Source organism: Candidatus Didemnitutus sp., assembly GCA_019634575.1.
GTDB lineage: Bacteria > Verrucomicrobiota > Verrucomicrobiia > Opitutales > Opitutaceae > Didemnitutus.
Window position 1 is genome coordinate 1,019,272 of record JAHCAY010000001.1, and the last position, 18,789, is coordinate 1,038,060.

Annotated in this window: 14 protein-coding genes and 1 tRNA gene; 6 read left to right on the forward strand and 9 right to left on the reverse strand. The window is 66.5% G+C overall.

Features of this window, described 5'->3' with window-relative positions; translation table 11 throughout:
* The first annotated feature begins 60 nt into the window (after positions 1-60).
* Positions 61-3,402, forward strand: coding sequence for a TonB-dependent receptor (locus KF715_04220; GenBank protein MBX3735875.1), 3,342 nt, complete (start codon positions 61-63; stop codon positions 3,400-3,402).
* Between the two features lie 251 nt (positions 3,403-3,653).
* Here KF715_04220 and miaA read toward each other — a convergent pair whose 3' ends face one another.
* Positions 3,654-4,586 carry a tRNA (adenosine(37)-N6)-dimethylallyltransferase MiaA gene (gene miaA / locus KF715_04225; protein ID MBX3735876.1) on the reverse strand — a complete coding sequence of 311 codons (933 nt, stop codon included), beginning with the start codon at positions 4,584-4,586 and terminating at the stop codon, positions 3,654-3,656.
* 69 nt (positions 4,587-4,655) lie between these two features.
* Here miaA and KF715_04230 point away from each other — a divergent pair, with 69 nt between their 5' ends.
* Positions 4,656-5,555 carry a diacylglycerol kinase family lipid kinase gene (locus tag KF715_04230; protein ID MBX3735877.1) on the forward strand — a complete coding sequence of 300 codons (900 nt, stop codon included), beginning with the start codon at positions 4,656-4,658 and terminating at the stop codon, positions 5,553-5,555.
* A 113-nt stretch (positions 5,556-5,668) separates the two neighbouring features.
* Here KF715_04230 and KF715_04235 read toward each other — a convergent pair whose 3' ends face one another.
* From KF715_04235 to KF715_04245, 3 genes are all read right to left on the reverse strand, one after another.
* Positions 5,669-6,589: a diguanylate cyclase gene (locus tag KF715_04235; GenBank protein ID MBX3735878.1), complete on the reverse strand. Its 921-nt coding sequence runs from the start codon at positions 6,587-6,589 to the stop codon at positions 5,669-5,671.
* 5 nt (positions 6,590-6,594) lie between these two features.
* Complete coding sequence (locus KF715_04240) at positions 6,595-7,404, reverse strand: tryptophan synthase subunit alpha (protein MBX3735879.1); 810 nt, start codon at positions 7,402-7,404, stop codon at positions 6,595-6,597.
* 182 nt (positions 7,405-7,586) lie between these two features.
* Positions 7,587-8,381 (reverse strand): endonuclease/exonuclease/phosphatase family protein, encoded by a 795-nt coding sequence (locus tag KF715_04245; protein MBX3735880.1) that lies wholly within the window; start codon positions 8,379-8,381, stop codon positions 7,587-7,589.
* A 105-nt stretch (positions 8,382-8,486) separates the two neighbouring features.
* Between KF715_04245 and KF715_04250 the strand changes: the two genes are divergently transcribed.
* Together KF715_04250 and KF715_04255 are read left to right on the forward strand one after the other, a co-directional pair.
* A tRNA-His gene (locus KF715_04250) sits at positions 8,487-8,563 on the forward strand.
* Between the two features lie 119 nt (positions 8,564-8,682).
* Positions 8,683-10,701 carry a response regulator gene (locus tag KF715_04255; GenBank protein MBX3735881.1) on the forward strand — a complete coding sequence of 673 codons (2,019 nt, stop codon included), beginning with the start codon at positions 8,683-8,685 and terminating at the stop codon, positions 10,699-10,701.
* Here the strand turns inward: KF715_04255 and KF715_04260 are convergent.
* Positions 10,680-12,575, reverse strand: coding sequence for a hypothetical protein (locus tag KF715_04260; GenBank protein ID MBX3735882.1), 1,896 nt, complete (start codon positions 12,573-12,575; stop codon positions 10,680-10,682). The genes KF715_04255 and KF715_04260 overlap by 22 nt on opposite strands.
* A gap of 110 nt (positions 12,576-12,685) precedes the next feature.
* Between KF715_04260 and KF715_04265 the strand changes: the two genes are divergently transcribed.
* Both KF715_04265 and KF715_04270 read left to right on the forward strand, forming a co-directional pair.
* Positions 12,686-13,321 carry a DUF47 family protein gene (locus tag KF715_04265; protein ID MBX3735883.1) on the forward strand — a complete coding sequence of 212 codons (636 nt, stop codon included), beginning with the start codon at positions 12,686-12,688 and terminating at the stop codon, positions 13,319-13,321.
* A 19-nt stretch (positions 13,322-13,340) separates the two neighbouring features.
* Entirely contained in the window at positions 13,341-14,411 is a 1,071-nt protein-coding gene (locus KF715_04270) for an inorganic phosphate transporter (GenBank protein MBX3735884.1), read from the forward strand.
* Between the two features lie 28 nt (positions 14,412-14,439).
* Here the strand turns inward: KF715_04270 and phoU are convergent, their stop codons facing one another.
* The 4 genes from phoU to pstC are packed head-to-tail and all read right to left on the reverse strand — an operon-like array spanning position 14,440 to position 18,720.
* Entirely contained in the window at positions 14,440-15,138 is a 699-nt protein-coding gene (phoU, locus tag KF715_04275) for a phosphate signaling complex protein PhoU (GenBank protein ID MBX3735885.1), read from the reverse strand.
* Positions 15,139-15,167: 29 nt separating this feature from the next.
* The gene (locus tag KF715_04280; GenBank protein MBX3735886.1) at positions 15,168-16,022 is read right to left on the reverse strand and encodes a phosphate ABC transporter ATP-binding protein; all 855 of its coding nucleotides are present in this window, start codon (positions 16,020-16,022) and stop codon (positions 15,168-15,170) included.
* 11 nt (positions 16,023-16,033) lie between these two features.
* Positions 16,034-17,077 carry a phosphate ABC transporter permease PstA gene (pstA, locus tag KF715_04285; GenBank protein MBX3735887.1) on the reverse strand — a complete coding sequence of 348 codons (1,044 nt, stop codon included), beginning with the start codon at positions 17,075-17,077 and terminating at the stop codon, positions 16,034-16,036.
* Positions 17,074-18,720 carry a phosphate ABC transporter permease subunit PstC gene (gene pstC, locus KF715_04290; protein ID MBX3735888.1) on the reverse strand — a complete coding sequence of 549 codons (1,647 nt, stop codon included), beginning with the start codon at positions 18,718-18,720 and terminating at the stop codon, positions 17,074-17,076. The genes pstA and pstC overlap by 4 nt, the downstream gene beginning before the upstream one ends.
* Positions 18,721-18,789: the final 69 nt, after the last annotated feature.

Genomic DNA, 18,789 nt, shown 5'->3' on the forward strand with positions numbered 1-18,789 from the left:
GCCACGCCGTGATACCCACTGCCGTGGCATGGGCCGTGCACCGAACGGCGCACTGCACCAATGAAGCCAAAGTCCCCCCTCCTCGGCAGATTCCTTCTGCCGGTGTTTCTGTTCATCGCCGCGCTCGGGCTCCAGCCGAACGCGTTTGCCCAAGGCATCGTGTCTTCCGGCATGACGGGCGCCGTCACCGACAAGGCCGGCGCACCGCTCGCCGGCGCGACTGTGGTCGCCACGCACGTCCCCACCAACGCCGTGTTCACCGCCACCACGCGCGCCAACGGCCATTTCACTTTCCGCGGCCTCCCGCCCGGCGGCCCCTACACCGTCACCGCCACCGCCGCCGGCTACACCACCGGCAGCGTCAGTGAAGTCACCACCGAGCTCGGTCGCGAAATCGACGTCAACCTCACCCTCAACTCCGAGATCGTGAAGCTCGACGCCTTCAAGGTCACCGCCACGAACGATGACCTCGACTCCACCGCCAACGGCGCCGGCTCCGTCCTCACCTCCGCCCGCCTCGCCGCGCAGCCCTCCGCCAAGCGCTCCATCGGCGACATGGCCCGCACGAACCCGCTCGTCACCTTCCGCCAGGCCATCACCGACCGCGACGACCAGATGATCACCGCCGTCGGCCAGAACAACCGCTACAACTCCATCCTCCTCGACGGCGCGCGCATCAACGACCAGTTCGGCCTCAACGCCTCCGGCATCCAGTCGTTCTTCAATCCCATCTCCCTCGACACCGTCGAACAGTTCTCGATCTCCATCTCGCCCTACGACGTCCGCAACAGCGGCTTCACCGGCGCTGCGATCAACGCCGTCACCAAGTCCGGCACCAACAAGTTCTCCGGCTCCGTCTACACTTACTACACCTCGAAGAATCTCGCCGGAAAGGACGTCTCCGGCACCTCCTCCGCCCCGATCGAGGGCATCAAGCCGCTCGACACCCAGAAAACCTGGGGCGCCACCCTCGGCGGCCCGATCTGGAAGGACCACCTCTTCTTCTTCCTCAACTACGAGAAATTCGACCGCGAATCCGCCGCCAGCGTCCCCGGCTTCACGCCCGCCTCGGCCGATCTCACCGCAATCAACAACCGGCTCGCCGCGATCAACACCGCCCTCGGCACCAAGAAGGCCGACTTCGGCACCTTCGGCGGCTCCCCGCTCGAGACGCAGGAAGAAAAACGCCTCGGCAAGATCGACTGGCGCATCAACGCCGATCACCGCCTCTCCGTCCGCTACAACGAGACCAAGGGCACGCTCCCGCAATTCGGCCGCTTCAGCACCACGAGCACGTTCGCGCCGTCGACCTCGCTCGTGAACACCGCCTCCCGCGGCACGAACCTCTCCTCGAACTTCTACACCCAGCAACGCACCGAAAAAGTTTGGGCCGGCACGCTCTTCTCCAGCTGGACGCCTGACCTCAAGACCGAGCTGCGCTACGCGAAGACGTCCTACGAACAGCTCACCACCAGCCCGATCGACTTCCCCGAAGTCCGCATCTTCGGCGTCTCCGGCATCAACAACGCCGGCGCCGCGATCAACAACGGCGTCCTCTTCTTCGGCACCGAGCAGTTCCGCCACGGCAACATCATCCGCGTCGAGACCAAGAGCTACGCCGCGCACGCCGACTATTTCCTGAACAACCTCACGCTCTCCGCCGGCCTCGACCGCGAAGACAGCGACTTCTTCAACCTCTTCCGCGCCGGCTCCTACGGCCTCTTCGAATACGCCGACATCGCCTCGTTCCTCGCCGACACGCCCAACGCCTTCCGCCGCGAATACTACGTCAACGGCACGCCCGTCGCCGACGTCTCCCAATTCGACATCACCGGCCTCTACGCGCAGGCCAAGTGGGACGCGACCCCGCGCCTCAACTTCACCTTCGGCGTCCGCGAGGATCTCGTCGGCTCCAGCATCCGCCCGATCCTGAACACCGCGTTCCAGTCGGCCTTCGGCCTGCGCAACGACGGCCTCCCCGACGGCGTCACCGAGTTCTCGCCGCGCGCCGGCTTCAACTGGTCCATCGACGACAGCCGCACCGTGCAACTCCGCGGCGGCCTCGGCCGGTTCCTCGGCCGCGCGCCGTGGGTGTTCTTCTCGAACTCGTTCTCCAACCCCGGCGTCGGCCGCTTCGGCATCACCAACACCCTCAGCACCGCCACGCCGCCCCCGAGCCTCGTCAGCTACATCAACAACCAGTTCGATCCGGCCAGCCCCATCGGCGTCGCCGCGACCGATGGCGACCCGAACGCCCGCCGCACGATCAACCTCCTACAGGACAAAATCCACCTGCCCGCCGTCGTGCGCGGCAACCTCGCGCTCGACTGGAAGGCCAACTTCCTCGGCGGCAACTTCACCGTCGAATACGTCTACACCAAGCAGGACAACGCGCTCTTCTCCGACAACCTGAACATCAAGCCGCTCGTCGTCACCGCCACCAGCGGCCCCGCCATCGGCCTCGACGGCCGCCAGCGCTTCAACTTCGTCGTCAACCCGAACGGCAGCATCTCCGCCGGCTCGAACAGCGCCGCCGCCTTCAACACCGCCTTCAACGAAGTCATCCGCGTCCGCAACGTCTCCGAAGGCGAGAGCTCCTACGCCACCCTGATGTGGGACCGCCCGATGAAGAACCACTGGGCCGCCAACCTCGCCTTCACCAAGGGCCGCTCCACCGAGGCGCAATCCACCGGCCAGACCGTCGCCGTCGACGGCTGGACCCGCAACGCCGTCTTCAACCAAAACGCCGTCGAGGTCTCCACCTCCGACTTCGAGGTCAAGAACCGCGTCCAACTCACCCTCACCCGCGAATTCGAGTTCCTCAAGAACTGGAAATCCTACGCCTCGCTCTACTACGAAGGCCGCACCGGCAACCCCTACTCCTTCGCCTACTCGAACGACCTCAACACCGACGGCGTCTCCGGCAACGACCTCGTCTACGTGCCCACCGGCCTCAGCGACTCGAAGGTCGACTTCTCCGGCCTCACCGCCGCGCAAGCCCAGGCCTACGTGAACTATTTCGCGAACAGCGAGCTCGGCAAATACGCCGGCGGCTACGCCCCGCGCAACAAGTTCACCCTGCCCTGGCAGAACCGGCTCGACCTCCGCTTCAGCCAAAAGATCCCGCTCTACAAACCCGCCGAGCTCGAGCTCTTCGCCGACTTCATCAACTTCGGCTACTGGCTCAGCCGCCAGACCTTCGGCTACGTCGAGGAACTCGGCAACAACAACGGCGTCTACGCCCGCCGCCTCGCCGGCAGCGCCGCCTACACCTCCACCGGCCAGATCAAGCCGAGCGGTATCACGCTCAACTCCAGCGGCAACTACGTCCCCGGCGAAGCGACCGTCAACCCGCTCGCCTCGCGCTGGCGCATCCAAATCGGCGCCCGCCTCCGCTTCTAAGCGAGCCACGGCCCACCGAACGCTCCCTCTTCAAGGCGGCTCCCATACCGGAGCCGCCTTTTTCGTGAACACGTTCCTTGTGGGTCAGCGCGCTCGCGCGCGCCCCAAACGCACCGCACCTCACGCCCGCATCGCGTCGCCGCCGGGACGGCGGCGACCACCTCGAGCCCATCGCGCTCGCAACACGTCCTCCATCACAACCTCAGCCCCTTTGCGCTTCTTGTGCTTTTTGTGGCCTCCCCAAAAGCGCCTCACCCAAACAGCTCTTCCACCCGCGCCACGGCCGCCGCCACCCGCCGATGCTCCGGCAGCTGCGTCTTGAACCACGTCCGCTGCTTCTTCACCAGCGCCCGCGTATTCTTCACGATCGCCGGCCGCAATTCCGCCTCCGCCAGCCGCCCCTCGAGAAAATCGATCGTCTCGCGATACCCGATCGCCTTCGCCGCACTCGGATTCTCCTTCAACCCGCCCGCGAGCAGTCCACGCACTTCCGCGACCAAGCCATCGCGCAGCATCTGCCGCACGCGTGCCTCGACACGCTCCTCGAGCTCCACCGGCTCACGCACGAGCTCGCACAGCCTCACCTCGAAATCCGCAAACGGCCCCGGCCGCGCCGCAAACTCCGCCTGCAACTCCGCCAGCGGCCGTCCACTCGCCCGGCAACGCTCCAGCGCGCGCGTCACGCGCCGCGGATTCGCGATGTCGAGTGCACCGAGCCCCGCCGGATTTAATTTCCGCAGCTCCTCCACCAACGCCGCCAGTCCGTCACGCTCCAACCGCGCCCGAATCTCCTCCCGCAACGCCGCCGGCACGTCGACCTCGTCCGCCACCGGCCCGAAGAACGACGCGAGATAAAACCCGCTCCCACCCGTGACCAAAACTCGCCTCCGCCGCGCCAAAACATCCTCCACCGCCGCCCGCGCCTTCATTACGTAATACGTAATGTTCATCGGCTCGCGCACGTCGCACACGTCGATCAGGTGATGCGGCACGCGCGCGAGCTCGGCCTTCGTCGGCTTCGCCGTTCCGATGTCCATGCCGCGATAGAACAGCAGCGAATCGCACGACACGATCTCGGCGCCGTTCGCCTCCGCCCAGCGCAGCGCCAGCTCGGTCTTGCCGACCGCCGTGCAACCCGTGAGCACCTGGATGACGCCGTTCACGCGGCCACAGAACGGCGTCACGCGATTGTTGCCAAACTCCTTTTGCCTTCAACCGCCTGCCCCTTTCGGCTCTGCTTTCCGCACGCCCCCTTGAAAGTCCGGTTCATCTTCAATCCTCACTCCGGTTCCAATCGCCGCAACCCGCACCTGCGCGACAAGGCGGCGGAGTTCATCGCGCACTGCGGCTGGGACGGCAAAGTCGTCTCGACCGAGCGCCCGCGCCACGCCACCGAACTCGCCCGCGCCGCGGTCGACGAGGGCTGCGAACTCGTCGTCGCCATCGGAGGTGACGGCACGATGAACGAGGTCGCCAGCGCGCTCGTCAACACGCCCGCCGCGTTCGGCCTCATTCCCTGCGGCTCCGGCAACGGCCTCGGCCGCCACCTCGGCATCCCGCGCGCCGGCCGGGGCGCGTTCCGCGCGCTGGCCGAAGGTGCTGTGACGACCATCGACGCCGGCAAAGTGAACCAGCATCTCTTTTTCTGCGCCGCCGGCACCGGCTTCGAGGCGCTCATCGCCGAGCGCTTCGCGCTGCTCACGTCGCGCGGCTTCGCCGGCTACCTCAAGGAAAGCGCCAAGGCGTGGTGGAGCTACCGGCCCGAGCGCTATACGATTCACCATCCTGGCGGTCGCGATGCCGTCGAGGCCTTCACCCTCGCGATCGCGAACTCCTCCCAATACGGCAACAACGCCTATATCGCGCCCGACGCGTCCGTCAGCGACGGCATGCTCGACGTCGTCGCCGTGCCGCACGTGAACGCCTTTCGCGCCGTGCCGCTGGCCATCCGACTTTTCCACGGCTCGATCAACCGCGTGCCCGATGTCCGGCATTTCCAAGGCAGCCAGTTCGTCATCGAGCGCGCGAAACCCGGCTGGATGCACACCGACGGCGAGCCGCGCGCCGAGACCTCGCGCATCGAAGTTTCCGTGCTCCCGCGCAGCCTGCGCGTGATGGTGCCGCGCACCGCAGCGCTCGAGACGAAAGCCTGAGCTTCGCTCCTGCGACCGCATCAAGGTGACCCGCGACCTCCGGGCGCGGGTGCTCGGCTCACGAATCTCTTCCCGCGCCCAGAGGTCGCGGTCTACCGGCAACTGTCAGCCGCTCAATCTTTCAAACTGTGCGCCGTCACCACGCGGTTGCGCCCCGCGTGCTTCGCCGCGTAGAGCGCCTTGTCCGCCGCGGAAATCAACTGGTCGCACGACGCCGCATCGTCCGGCATGATGGCGAGGCCGGCGCTGAGCGTGACGTTCAGCGTCAGGTCCGTGCCGGCAGGCTGGCAGGGCGTCTCCGCCAGCAAGGCGAAGAGGCGTTGGATGCCTTCCACGGCCTGTTTGCGATCGGTCTCGACCATCAGGATCGCGAACTCTTCGCCGCCATAGCGCGCGATGCGGTCGACGACCCGCAACTGCCCCGCGAGGAGACTTGCGACGTGCTTCAGCACTTCGTCGCCGACCTGATGGCCGTGCGTATCGTTGATCTTCTTGAAGAAATCGATGTCGGCCATCACGAGCGCGAACGGGTGCCCGAAGCGCGTGGCGCGCTGACATTCCTCGGCGACCATGCGGTCGAACTCGCGGCGGTTGTGCAGGCCGGTGAGCGCATCGCGCGTCGCGAGCAGCTTGAGCTGCCCCATCGTCTCGCCGAGCTTGCGCGCGTAGCGGATCGAGTGCTCGAGGATACGTGCGTTGAGCTCGCCCTTGACCAGATAATCCATCGCGCCCGCTTCCATCGCAGCGTCGTCGATCTCGTCGCTGGCATCGGCGGTCAAAAACACCACGGGCGTCGCGCTGTCGGTCGATCGCGCCTCGCGGAGCAGCTCGAGTCCGTCGCGTTCGCCGAGACGGTAGTCGAGCAGACAGACGGAAAATTTGCCGGAGAGGAGTTTCTTCAGCCCGCTGTCGTAGTCCCCCGCCACCTCCAGTTCCCACGGCCCGCTGCGGAACTTTGCCACGAAGCCCTGCACGAGGTGATGCTGCAGGCGATCGTCGTCGATCAGCAGAATCCGGCGCGCGCGGGTGACCATGGCGTTCAAGCGGCGCCGCGCACGCCGGCGACGAGGTCGGTGGCTTTGGCTTTGAGCTGCGGCGCGATCGTGTCGCGCGCGGCGAGGTTGGCCTTGATGACGTTGACCAGCGCCGAGCCGACGACCACGCCATCCGTCCGCGAAGCCGCGACGGCGCGGACCTGCTCGCGATTGGAAATGCCGAAACCGACGACGACCGGCAGCGCCGTGCGCGCCTTGATGCGCGCCACCGCCTCGCCGATGCCGGTGGCGACTTCGCCGCGCTCGCCGGTCACGCCCTCGCGGGACACGTAGTAGATGAAGCCGGTGGCCGCGCCGCAAATCTTCGCGAGGCGCGCATCGGGCGTCGTCGGCGCGACGATGAAAACGCTCTTCATCCCGTGCGCACGACACGCCGCGCCGAACTCGCCGGCTTCCTCCGGCGGAAGGTCGAGCACGAGCATGCCGTCCGCGCCGGCTTCCTTGGCGGCGCGCACCGAGGCGTCGACGCCGTTCGCGAACACGAGGTTGTAGTAGGTGTAGAAAACGACCGGCACCTGGCTGAATTCGCGGACGCGGCGCACGAGCTCCAGCACGCGCGCGATCGTCATGCCGCTCTCGAGCGCGCGTTGCGCCGCGAGCTGGTTGGTGAGGCCGTCCGCGAGCGGGTCGGAGAACGGCACGCCGAGTTCCAGCACGTCGACGCCCGCCTCGATCACGGCGCGGCAGGCGGCGAGCGAGGTGTCGAAATCCGGATCGCCCGCGCACAAATACGAGACGAAAGCCGCGCGTTTCTCGGCGCGGCAGCGGGCAAAAGCGTCGGCGATGCGATCCATGGAGTGGCGAACAGAGCACACGCCTCCGGCGAGGCGCAACGCGGAATTGCGTCAGGCCGCCGCCGTAGAACGCATATCCGCCCTGTCATCGCACGACAGACCTTGTCGGGTGTGCGATCCAATGCGCCGGATTGCTTCGCCGCCTTGCTTTGCTGGGCTCCTCGCAATGGCAGTGCGAAATGCTACAGCCGGAACTCCACGAATACCGGCCGGTGATCCGAGAGATAGCTGCGCACCACGGTGACGTCCGGATCGCAGCACTGGCTCGGCAGATAGATGTAGTCGAGGGCGCGGCTGGGAAAAAACGACGGGAACGTGTGCAGCGCGCGCCCGGCGAGCCCCTTCGGCAGGAGCGTGTAGTTGTCGAACTCCTCGAAGTAGCCGAGCAGCATCGCGGTGGCATCCGGCGTATGCGAGGGGTTGTTCATGTCGCCGCACACGATCGGCCGCGCGCGCCACTGCGCCCCGCGGTGGACGCGCTGGTGGTCGAGAAACTCGATCAGCTTCGCCGCCTGCTTCAGGCGCGACGCCCGCGAGCGATGGTGCATGTGAACGTTCATCACCGGCACGAGGCCGGCGGGCGTCTCGATCTCGGTGAACAGGGCGCCCTTCTCCCCGAGCAACCGGCGGCCGAACGGCACGTTTTCGTGATGCGCGATCGGGTAGCGCGAGAGCACGGCGTTGCCGTAGGCGAGGTGCAGGTGCCCGCCGAAGTGCGCGAGGCGGTTGTTTACGCCGTGGACGAAATGCGGCAAACCGGTGTGCTCCGCGAGAAAGGCGAGGTGGTCGAAACTGCCGTTCCAACGCGAGTTTTCGTCGATTTCCTGGAAGGCGACGATGTCCGCATCGAGGCGCTTGATCAGGTGCGCGATGTTGACCAGCTGGGCCCGGATCCGCGCGCGCGACCGCAGCGTCTGGTGGAGACTGAGCCCGCGGGCGTGGGCGATGTTGTAGGTCAACAGCCGGATCCGCGCCATGTTGTGAAGCCAAGCCCGCTCCACTCCGGGCGCAACGGGGAAATAACGAGAGAAGGATTGACAGCGACCGGGCCGCTGGGGAACTTCACCGCTCGATTTTTCACGGCGGTCATAGCTCAGTTGGTTAGAGCACAAGATTGTGGATCTTGGGGTCGCGGGTTCGAGTCCCGTTGGCCGCCCCATTTTAGCGAAGGCAGGACCGACTCCCGCAGGGATGCTGTTAACGGGAACGTAACGTCCGATCCGTTGCCCGAGCCGATGTTAGCAGGCAGCTAGTTTTCCCATGCTGCATGCCTCCTCTTTGACCCACGAAATACCCGGCCCCGAGTCGGCGGAGGATGCCACCGCCTTCAAGGTGGACCTCGCCCATCTCGTGCATCATCGCCAATGCGTGGAGGGCCGGACTCCGCTCGCCGAAGTGCAGAAGCTGTTTCAGCAGATCCCGCAGGACTTTTTCGCCATCACCGAAACGGGCAAAGTGACGGGACTCTGCTCGCGCGCGACAGTCGGGTTCATGCTCGGGTCCCGTTACGGCTTTGCTCTCTATGGCTCGACTCCGGTCGCAGCAGCCCGGGCGCCGCGCCCGCTCATTTGCCGTCCGGACGCGCCGCTCCGCGAGGTGCTCGACGGCGCGCTCTCCCGGTGCGGCTCGGAATTCTTCGAAGATGTCGTGCTCGTCGACGAGGCGCAGGAATTGCTGGGCCTGATCCCCGTGCCGCGCCTGGCGCGCCTGCAGCTCCAGCTTTTCGGTCACCAGCTGAAGCGGGCGATCGAACAGGACGACGCCCTGCGGCAGCAGAATCTCGAGCTCTTTCAGATCAATCACCAGCTGCGCCAGTCGCAGGGGCGCTACAAGGCGCTGTTCGAAAACAACGCGCTGGGCGTGGCGTTGCTCGACCCGCACGGCGCCGTCGTCGCGCACAACCGTCGCTTCGAGCAGATTCTGCGACTCGAGGCCCGACCGAGCCCCGCGCGCTTCGAGCTGGGCGAGTGGCTGGTCCCGCCCGAGCGCGGGCGCCTGGGGCAACTGCTCGCCGCCCTCGAGCGGCAAGGCTCCGCTTCGGCGCCCACCATCGGTCAGTTTCTGTTCGAGTTCCCAGGCGGCGCGCCCCGCATGATCGAGCTGCACTGCAGCTGGGTCGCGGAGACCGGCCAGGTCTGCGCCTTTCTCGAGGACATCACCGACCAGCACGCGCTGGAACAGCAGCTCGCACGGCAGGAAAAGCAGAACATGCTCGATACGCTCGTCGCGGGCGTCGCGCACGAACTGAACAACAAACTCACGCCGGTCCTCGGCTTTGCCGAGCTTCTCGAGGTCGTGGCGCCACCGTCGCTGCGCCCGCACACGCAGTGCATCCGCCAGAGTTCGCACGAGGCGGCGCAGATCATCAAGCAGCTGCTCAACATCGCCCGGCCCGCCGACTCCGACTTCGCGCTGGCCGACCTCGCCGCACTCTGCCGCGAGGCCGCCCAGATGCTGCGTTACCAGTTGCAGGAGCATCGCTGCGAGATGCACCTCCGGCTCCCGTCCGACGCCGTCTGGATCAAGGGCGACGCCGCCCAGCTCAAGCAGGTGCTGATGAATTTCATCCTGAACGCGCTCCACGCGATGGAACAGGTTCCCCATCCCGAGCTGACGCTCACCGTCGAGACCAGCCCGGAGGGGGCGTGGCTGCGCGTGCGCGACGTCGGCACCGGCATCAAGCCCGAGCATCTCTCGCGGATCTTCGACCCCTTCTTCACTACCAAAGGCCCGCGCGGCACCGGGCTGGGCCTCAGCATCTCGGCCAGCATCGTGCGTCAACATGGCGGTGAGATCGCCGTCGAAAGCGTGGTGGGCGTCGGCTCGACCTTCTCCCTGCGGCTGCCGGTGCAAGTATCGGAAACGCGCGCGCGCCCGGCGGAGGGGCGCAGTGTCCGGCCGGCGCATTACGACGCTTCGCGGCGCAGTGTCCTGATCGTCGATGACGAGGAATTCGTGCGCCAGTTCATGCAGGAAGTGCTCCGCGCAGGGTTTTCCTGTCGCATCGAGATCGCCGCCGACGGGCACGAGGCGGTCGAAAAACTACGGACCGCGACCTTCGACCTGGTGCTCACGGACATCCGCATGCCGCGACTGGATGGCCTGCAGCTGCGCCGGTGGATCGAGGAAAACCGGCCGGAACTGGCGGAGCGCGTCGTCTTTGTCACTGGCAACGCCGGCGCGCTCGACCTCGACTCCGGACTCGCCCACATCCCGGGCGCCGCGGTGATCCGCAAGCCGTTCACGGTCGACGCCATCATCGGCGCCTGTCGTCCCTACCTCGTTTCGGCGGCCTGAAGTTTCGGCGCGCCGTCGCGCAACCCGACGACGGCAGCTGTGTGCTGGACCGCGGTCTCCCTCACCGTGCTCCCACCCGAGAAGTCCCGCAACCACACCGCGTCCTCCGCCAGCTGGCTCGAATATCCCTGCAGCTCCGTGGCGAACTGAGCCTGCCGTTGCGCCTGATCGGCGGACGCCGCACCGCGACCACTGAGACTCCGCAGCGCGGTGTGGATCGCCGCCGCAGCCTCGACCTGCCGCACCGACGCCGTTTCGGCGACGGCCAGCAAATCATGCAGCTCGGCCACTGCCCGGGCAATGGCGGCGAAGTTGGACGCCACCGCCGATGCCACCGCGCTGCCGCGGCGATTCGTCTGCTGCGAGGCATTGATCAAGTTCTCGGATTGCCGCGCCGCCTCCGCGCTGCGCGAGGCCAGGCGCCGCACTTCGTCCGCCACGACCGCAAAGCCGCGGCCCGCTTCGCCCGCCCGCGCGGCCTCGATGGCGGCGTTGAGCGCCAGCAGGTTGGTCTGAAACGCGATCTCCTCGATCGAATCGATGACGCGTTGGACGCTGTCTCCGGAGGAAGCGATGTCCGCCATCGCGGCGCTGAGCTCGCCGACGCTCCGTCCGCCCTGCTCCGTCTCGCGCGAGGTGCGCAGGATGAGCTGGCCCATCGACTGCACGCGCCCGCGGGTCTCATCCGCCGCCTCCGCCACGCGCGAGGCGTTGCCCGCCGTCTCCTGCAACGCCGCGGCTTCCTCTTCGGCCGCGGCCGCGAGTTGCCCGGCTTGGTCGCCCGCCGCGGCAGTCTCCCGTTGCAAACGATCGGCTCCCGCCCCCATGCGCGACGCAACCGCTTGGAGGCGGTGGCTGACCCGATTCGAGAACGCGCGGGTCATGGCGAGCCCGGCGACCGGCAGCAGCAACGCCGCGGCGCCGACGATAAGCACCGTGGAGTTCAGGCGGGTCGCGGATTCCTGCGCCGAGACCAAGGTCGCCTGCATCGTGCTTTCCAAGACCGGCTGGAGACGGTCGGCGGTCTCGGAACCGAGTCCGGAAACCACCTGAACCAAGCGCACGCGTTCGTGGATGGAAATTTTCAAGTTGGCCAGCTCGTCACCCAGGTCGCGCAGGCGCCCCTGCACGTCCTCGATGAAATCGCGGAGGTCCGAGGGAGGCGTGGCCGGCAACAGACCGGCGATCTCCGGCAACAGCGCAGCCTGCTTCTGGCTGGCGCGGCCGGCGAATTCCGGATCGAGCAGCGAACTCGCGAACAGCACGTTGTTCTGGATCTCGGCAAGCGCCCCCAGACCGCGCGCAAACACCTCGCGATGCCCCGGAGCACGGGCACCGGGAATCTGCGTGCCGTCATCGGTCGCCAGTTGGAGGCACAAGGTGGAGAGCAGGGACGCCTGGGCCGCGAGACCACGGACGGAGCGCTCGTTGCGGAGATTGGCCTCGGCGAGTTGCTCGAACGCGGTCTGCCAGCGCTTCAAGCGCTCGGCGGTGGCCACGAGTTCCGGCGGTTCCGCGCCGGCGGCGAACTGGACCCGGGTGACGGCCAGCGCATGCCGCGCGCGCTGGAATTCCGCGACTGCCTGCCGCCGGTCCTCGTCTGTGCGCGTGCGGTTGTATTGCGCGACGTGCATCGCCACGGCGTCCACCAGACGCAACACCTCGGTCGCCGGGATCGCTTCGCCGCCCACGGCCTGCGCGACGCCCGCCACCTGACGATTGACCCGCCACATCAGCCCCAGCGCTGCCGCGCATACCAGGAGGCTGGCCACCCCCATGCTCACAAAGAGCCAGCGCATCTGCGCAGGCAGGGAGACTCCGATTCGCTTCCTCGATGCCATAAGGTCCCCCTCATCGGCCGGCCGCGACGGCAATTAATGCGCGCGCTCTAATCGTAACATCGTCGCTCCCTGCCGCCGGAAATCGTGACCTTTGTAAATTAACCCTCGCCTGCCGAGGTGCCACGGGTATCGCTGGAGCACGTATGATTTCTTTCAAGAAGCTCCTGGGCAAAGAGGAGAAGTTCTACGACCTGTTGGACGCGAGCGCGGAGGAAGCCAAACTGGCCGCCGGCCTGCTGGCCAAAATCCTCGTCAACGAGAGCGCCGCACAGGCTTCGAGCATCCACGACATCATCCAGACGCGCCGCAAGGACAAGCGCATCACCCAGCAGATCACCGAGGAACTCTGCAAGACCTTCGTCACCCCGCTCGAACGCGAGGACATCGAGGCGCTTTCGCTGGCGCTCTACCGCATCCCGAAGACCGTCGAAAAGATCGTCGAACGCCTGACCATCTGCCCCGCCCGCGTGCCGCGCGAGAGCATGCAGCGTCAGGTCGTGCTGCTCGAGGAAGCGGTCGAGAGCGTGCACTTCATGGTCACGCAGCTGCGCAAGGGCACGAACATCGAGCGCATCCAGGACGCGCACTCCCGTCTGCAATTCGCCGAGGGCGAGGCCGACAAGGTGATGCTCTCGCTGGTCAAGGACCTCTACAACGGCCCCTACGACGCCAAGGAAATCGTGATACTCATGGAGCTCTACGATCTCGTCGAAACGGCCGTCGACCGCGCGCGCGACGCCGGCCAGGTCGTGTTCCAGATCATGCTGAAATACTCCTGAGCCCCCGCCGACGCAGGTCATGACCATCTTCCTGATCGTCCTCGGCGCGGCGCTGGTGTTCGAATACATCAACGGTTTTCACGACGCCGCGAACGCCATCGCCACCGTCGTCTCGACCAAGGTCCTCACGCCCCGCCAGGCCATCATGCTGGCGGCGTTCTTCAATCTCGTCGGCGCCCTCGCCGGCACCGCCGTCGCCAAAACCATCAGCGGCGGCATCGTCGAGGGCGGCGTCGTCACGATGGTGACGATCCTCGCCGCGTTGATCGCCGCGATCGTGTGGAACCTGCTGACCTGGTGGCTCGGCCTGCCCTCGAGCTCCAGTCACGCGCTCATCGGCGGCCTCTGCGGTGCGGCCTTGGCCACTGCCAACGACAACTGGTCCGTGCTCGTCTGGTCGACCGTCGACAAGAAGGGCGCGGCGGCCGGCCTCTGGCCGAAGGTCGTCGCCCCGATGTTCAGTTCGCCGGTCGCGGGTTTCATTGGCGGCGCGATCCTGATGTTTCTCCTGTTGCTCGTCGTGAAACACTGGACACCGCGCTTCGTGAACTACTGGTTCGGCAAGGCGCAGCTCGCCAGTGCCGCGATGATGGGCTTCAGCCACGGCTCGAACGACGCGCAGAAGACGATGGGCATCATCACGCTCGCGCTCGCCACCGGCACCGCGCAGGGCGTCTTCAAGGATCTGCCGCCGTGGGCCGACTTTCTCCGCGTCGCCGAGTTCAAGGAAATCCCCATGTGGGTCGTGGTCGTTTGCGCGCTGACCATGGCCGCCGGCACCGCGGCAGGCGGCTGGCGCATCATCCGCACGATGGGCCACAAGATGGTCAAACTGCAGCCTGTGCACGGCTTCGCCGCTGAAACCACGGCGGCGGCGATCATTCACGTCGCTTCCGGCCTCGGCATTCCGGTTTCCACCACGCACGTCATTTCGACCTCCATCATGGGCGTCGGCGCGGTGAAGCGCTTCGGCGCCGTCAAATGGGGCGTCGTCGAGCGCATCGTGTGGGCTTGGGTGCTGACGCTCCCCGTGTGCGGCCTGCTCGGCTACGCCGCGGAAATGACGCTCCGGCATTTCGGCTACAAGTGAGCCGGCTGGCGTGTCGAGCCGCGTCAGGTCACTTGCCGGCGGGCGGAGTCTGCTGCTGGACCGCCTGCTTGATCTCCTCGGAGTGGCGGACGTCCTTGCCGCGCACGAGGTAGATCATCTCCTCCGAGATGTTCGTGGCGTGATCGGCAATGCGCTCGATCGACTTCGAGACGAACATCAGCTCGAGCGCCCAGGCGATGGTCTCGGGCTTCTCGATCATGTAGCTGGTGAGGCGGCGGTAAACGAGGCGGTTGATGTTATCGACCTCCGGATCGCGGCGGATGACCGCAAGGGCCTTCTGCTCGTCCTCGTGGACGAAGCAGTCGAGCGCATCGCGCAGCATCTCGAGCGCGATGTTGGCCATGCGCGGGATGTCGGCGTAAAGCTCGACCTTGGGCTCGATCGCGAGCTTGCGGGCCCGGCGGGCGATGCTCGTCGCCTCGTCGCCCACGCGCTCGAGGTCGTGCGAAGCCTTCATGCCGACGATGACCAGGCGCAGCTCGGAGGCGATCGGTCCGCGGAGGGTCATGTAGCGGATCGCCTCTTCGTCGATCTTCACCTCGAACTTGTCGATCTCGTCGTCGGCGGCGATGACCTTGTCGGCCAGCGCGAGGTCGCCCTCGGCGAGCGCGCGCACGGCGCGGCGGGTCTGGTCGATGGCGCGATCGCCCATCTGGAGCAGGTCGGTGCGGAGAGCTTCGAGTTCGGCGTCGAAAAAGCGTTTCATGTCGGTGCGGGCGGGGGTTGGGTAATCGATCAGCCGAAGCGTCCCGAGACGTAGGCCTCGGTCTGCGGGTTGGCGGGGTTCATGAAGATGGTGCGGGTCTCGGAGTATTCGATCAGGCGGCCGAGATAGAAGAACGCGGTGCGGTCGGAGCAACGCGCGGCCTGCTGCATGTTGTGCGTCACGATGACGATGGTGAACTTCGACTTCAACTCGTGGATCAGCTCCTCGACCTTGGCCGTGGCGATGGGATCGAGCGCCGAGCACGGCTCGTCCATGAGGATGATCTCGGGCTCGACGGCGATGGCGCGAGCGATGCAGAGGCGCTGTTGCTGGCCACCGGAGAGGCCGAGCGCGCTCTGGTGGAGGCGGTCCTTCACCTCGTCCCACAACGCAGCGCCGCGCAGGCTCTTTTCCACCACCTCGTCGAGGCGCGCCTTGTTCTTCACGCCCTGGATGCGCAGGCCGTAGGTGATGTTCTCGTAGATCGACTTCGGGAAGGGGTTCGACTTCTGGAAGACCATGCCGACGCGCTTGCGCAACTCGATGACGTCGACGCGCGGGTCGTGGATGTCGACGCCGTCGATGCGGATCTGGCCGGTGGTCACGCGCGCGCCGTCGATGAGGTCGTTCATGCGGTTGAGGCAGCGGAGCAGCGTGCTCTTGCCGCAGCCGGAGGGGCCGATGAAGGCGGTGACCTCGCGCTCGCGGATGTTCAGCGTGATGTCGTGCAGCGCCTGCGAGGCGCCGTAGCAGAAATCGACGTCGTCGATCTCGATCAGCGCGCGCGGTGAGGGCGCGGCGCCATTCACGGTGGCGCTGGCAGGCGTCGGGCCCGTCACGCTGATCGACCGGAGCGAAGGGGACGGAGAAGCGGGTTCGGACATGAGAGTGGCTCTTACCATTTGTATTTCTTGCGGAGGCGAACGCGGAGCACGACCGAGGTCGCGGCGATCGCCGCCACGGTGAAGAGGAAGACGAACGCGGTGCCGTATTGGACGTCGCGCGTGTAATCGTTTTGGGGGATCTTGGAGGCGACGACGTAGATGTGATACGGCAGCGCCATCACGCCCTGGAACACGAAGTCGATGGCGTGCTTCACCTGCCACGGCATCTCGTCGCGCACGACGAACGCCGCGGTGAACATGATCGGCGCCGTCTCACCCGCGACGCGCGCGATGGAGAGCACGGACGAGGTGAGGATGCCCGGCAGCGCGTAGGGCAGGACGTTGGTGAAGATCGTCTGGAGCTTCGTCGCGCCGAGCGCGAGCGAGCCTTCGCGGTAACCCTTGGGCACGGCGCGCAGCGCTTCCTCCGAAGCCGTGATGATGATCGGCAACACCATGAACGCCAAGGTCAGCCAGCCGGCGAGGAGCGACACGCCCATGTTCAGGCCGATGACGAACAGGCCGAAACCGAACAGGCCGTAGACGATCGACGGCACGCCCGCGAGATTGACGATCGCGAGACGCAGGAAGCGGATGAACGGGCCGTCGGTCGCGTATTCGCTGAGATAGATCGCGCTGATCACTCCGAGCACCAGGGCGATGGTCATCGAGCCGACCACGAGCAGCACCGTGCCGACGATGTTCGGGAAAATGCCGCCGGCCGAATAGACGTAGGTCTCGACGCGGACGTCCTTCAGCTCGGCCGCGTGCTCGGCCTTGAAGGCACGGAAATCGCGGTCGCCCATCTGGCGTTTCTCGCCGTGCAGCTCGAAGACGTTGAGCGTCTCCGGCGACTCGGTGAGGAAGGTCGTGTTGATGAACGGCGCGTGGGTCTTGAAGATCACCGCCCCACCCTTCACGCCGATATCGAGGAAGATCACGGCGGCGCACAGCAGCACGAAATACGTCGCGGCGCGCAACAGCCAGAACACGGTCGCCTCGGCGCGCTTGGCGAAAGTCGGCTGGGTGAAGAGTCGGTCGCTGGGCTGCGTCATGAGGCGGCGATGCGGTAGCGGCGCACGATTTTCTGCGCGAGCCAGTTGATCAGGAGGGAAATCAGGAAGAGCAACACGCCGACCATGAACAGCGCGCGGTAGTGCAGGCTGCCGCGGACGACTTCGCCCATCTCCTGCGCGATGATGCCGGTCATCGTGTGCACCGGTTGGAACGCCGTGCCGATGCCGGCGGTGAAGTCGGGGATCTGAATCCGGTTACCCGCGCAGAGCAACACGACCATGGTCTCGCCGATCACGCGACCGAGGCCGAGGAGGATGGCGGCCATGATGCCCGACAGCGCGGACGGGATGATGATGTGCACGATGGTCTGCAGGCGCGTGGAGCCGAGCGCGAGCGACGCCTCCTTGAAGGAGCGCGGCACGTTGTTGATCGCGTCCTCGGCGAGCGAAAAGATCGTCGGCACGGCCATGAGCGCGAGCAGGCACGCGGCGGTGGTAGCGTTCAGGCGCTCGGAGAACGGAAAGCCCGGCACCCAATCGAGCGCGGGCAGTTGCGAGAGCTTGCGCAACGATTCGCCGAGGACGGCGATGCCGAAGAAGCCGAGCACGACGCTCGGGATGGCGGAGACGAATTCGATGGTGGGCTTGATGAAGCGCTGCTCCACCGGGCGCGCGACTTGATTGACGTAGACGGCGGCCGCGATGCCGAGCGGAATGGCGATCGCCAGCGCAATGATCGAGATGAGCAGCGAACCGAAGAACAGGGGCAGGATGCCATACCAGTCCTGCCAGAAGCTCGCCGTGATCCAGTCGCGCCCGAACGCGAATGCCGTCAGGGATTCCGCGAACGAGACCGGCTTCAGCTGGTCCCACGTTTCCATGCGTTTGGTGGCGGCCGCGAGCTGCGCGGGAAACTGCTGCATCAGCTCGGTGAAATGCGCGAGGCGCGCATCGAGCGCGGCGTCGCTGAAGCGCGGCGCGTGCGCGGCGAGGTCGGCGAGCGTGGCGGCGAGGGCCGTGTTGGCGGTCTTCATCTCCGGGAGCTGGTCCTTCATCGCCTGCACTTCGGTGCGGAAGTTGATCGTCTCGGGGACGAGGGTCTCGATCTGGCGGCGCAACTCCGCGGCGTGCGCCGGCGTGGCGGTGGGCAGCGCGCGTTCGAGGTCGGCGCGGGCGTGGGCGGTGTCTTGCGCGACTTTCTGGCGTTCCTTGAGGGAGGTCGCGGTGTCGGTCAGCGTGCCGAGGATCGTCTCGTGCGCGGAGATCGCGTCGGCGACGCGATTCGCGTAGGCGTCGAAGTCGGCGAGTTGCGCCTGTGCGGCGGCGATGGACAGGCCGGAGCGCTGGAGTTGTGCGAAACGGTCGGAGCGGATCGCGCCGAGGTAGCGATTGAAAGCCGAATAGTCCTCCACTTCGCGGCGCAGGTGGTCGGTGAATTCGAGGCCGGCGAGGCGGTAGATCTCGAGGTTTTGCCGGTTCTGCGGCACGAAGCCGACGGCATCGCGGAAGATCGTGAAGGTGATCAGCGCCAGCACGAGGATCGAGATCGCCGCGTTGCTTTGGAAGACGACCTTCGCGACGCGATCGCCGCTCAACCCGAAGAACCAGCCGCGCTGACGGCGCAGCAGTGCCTCGCTGGTCGGGAGACGGGTGGGACGGGCGGCGGTGGCGGTTTCGGCCATGAAAAGTGGGGGCGATGGTCGGGCGCGGGGCGTGGCGCGCGCAACCGGGCCAGGTTACGGTTTTGTGAC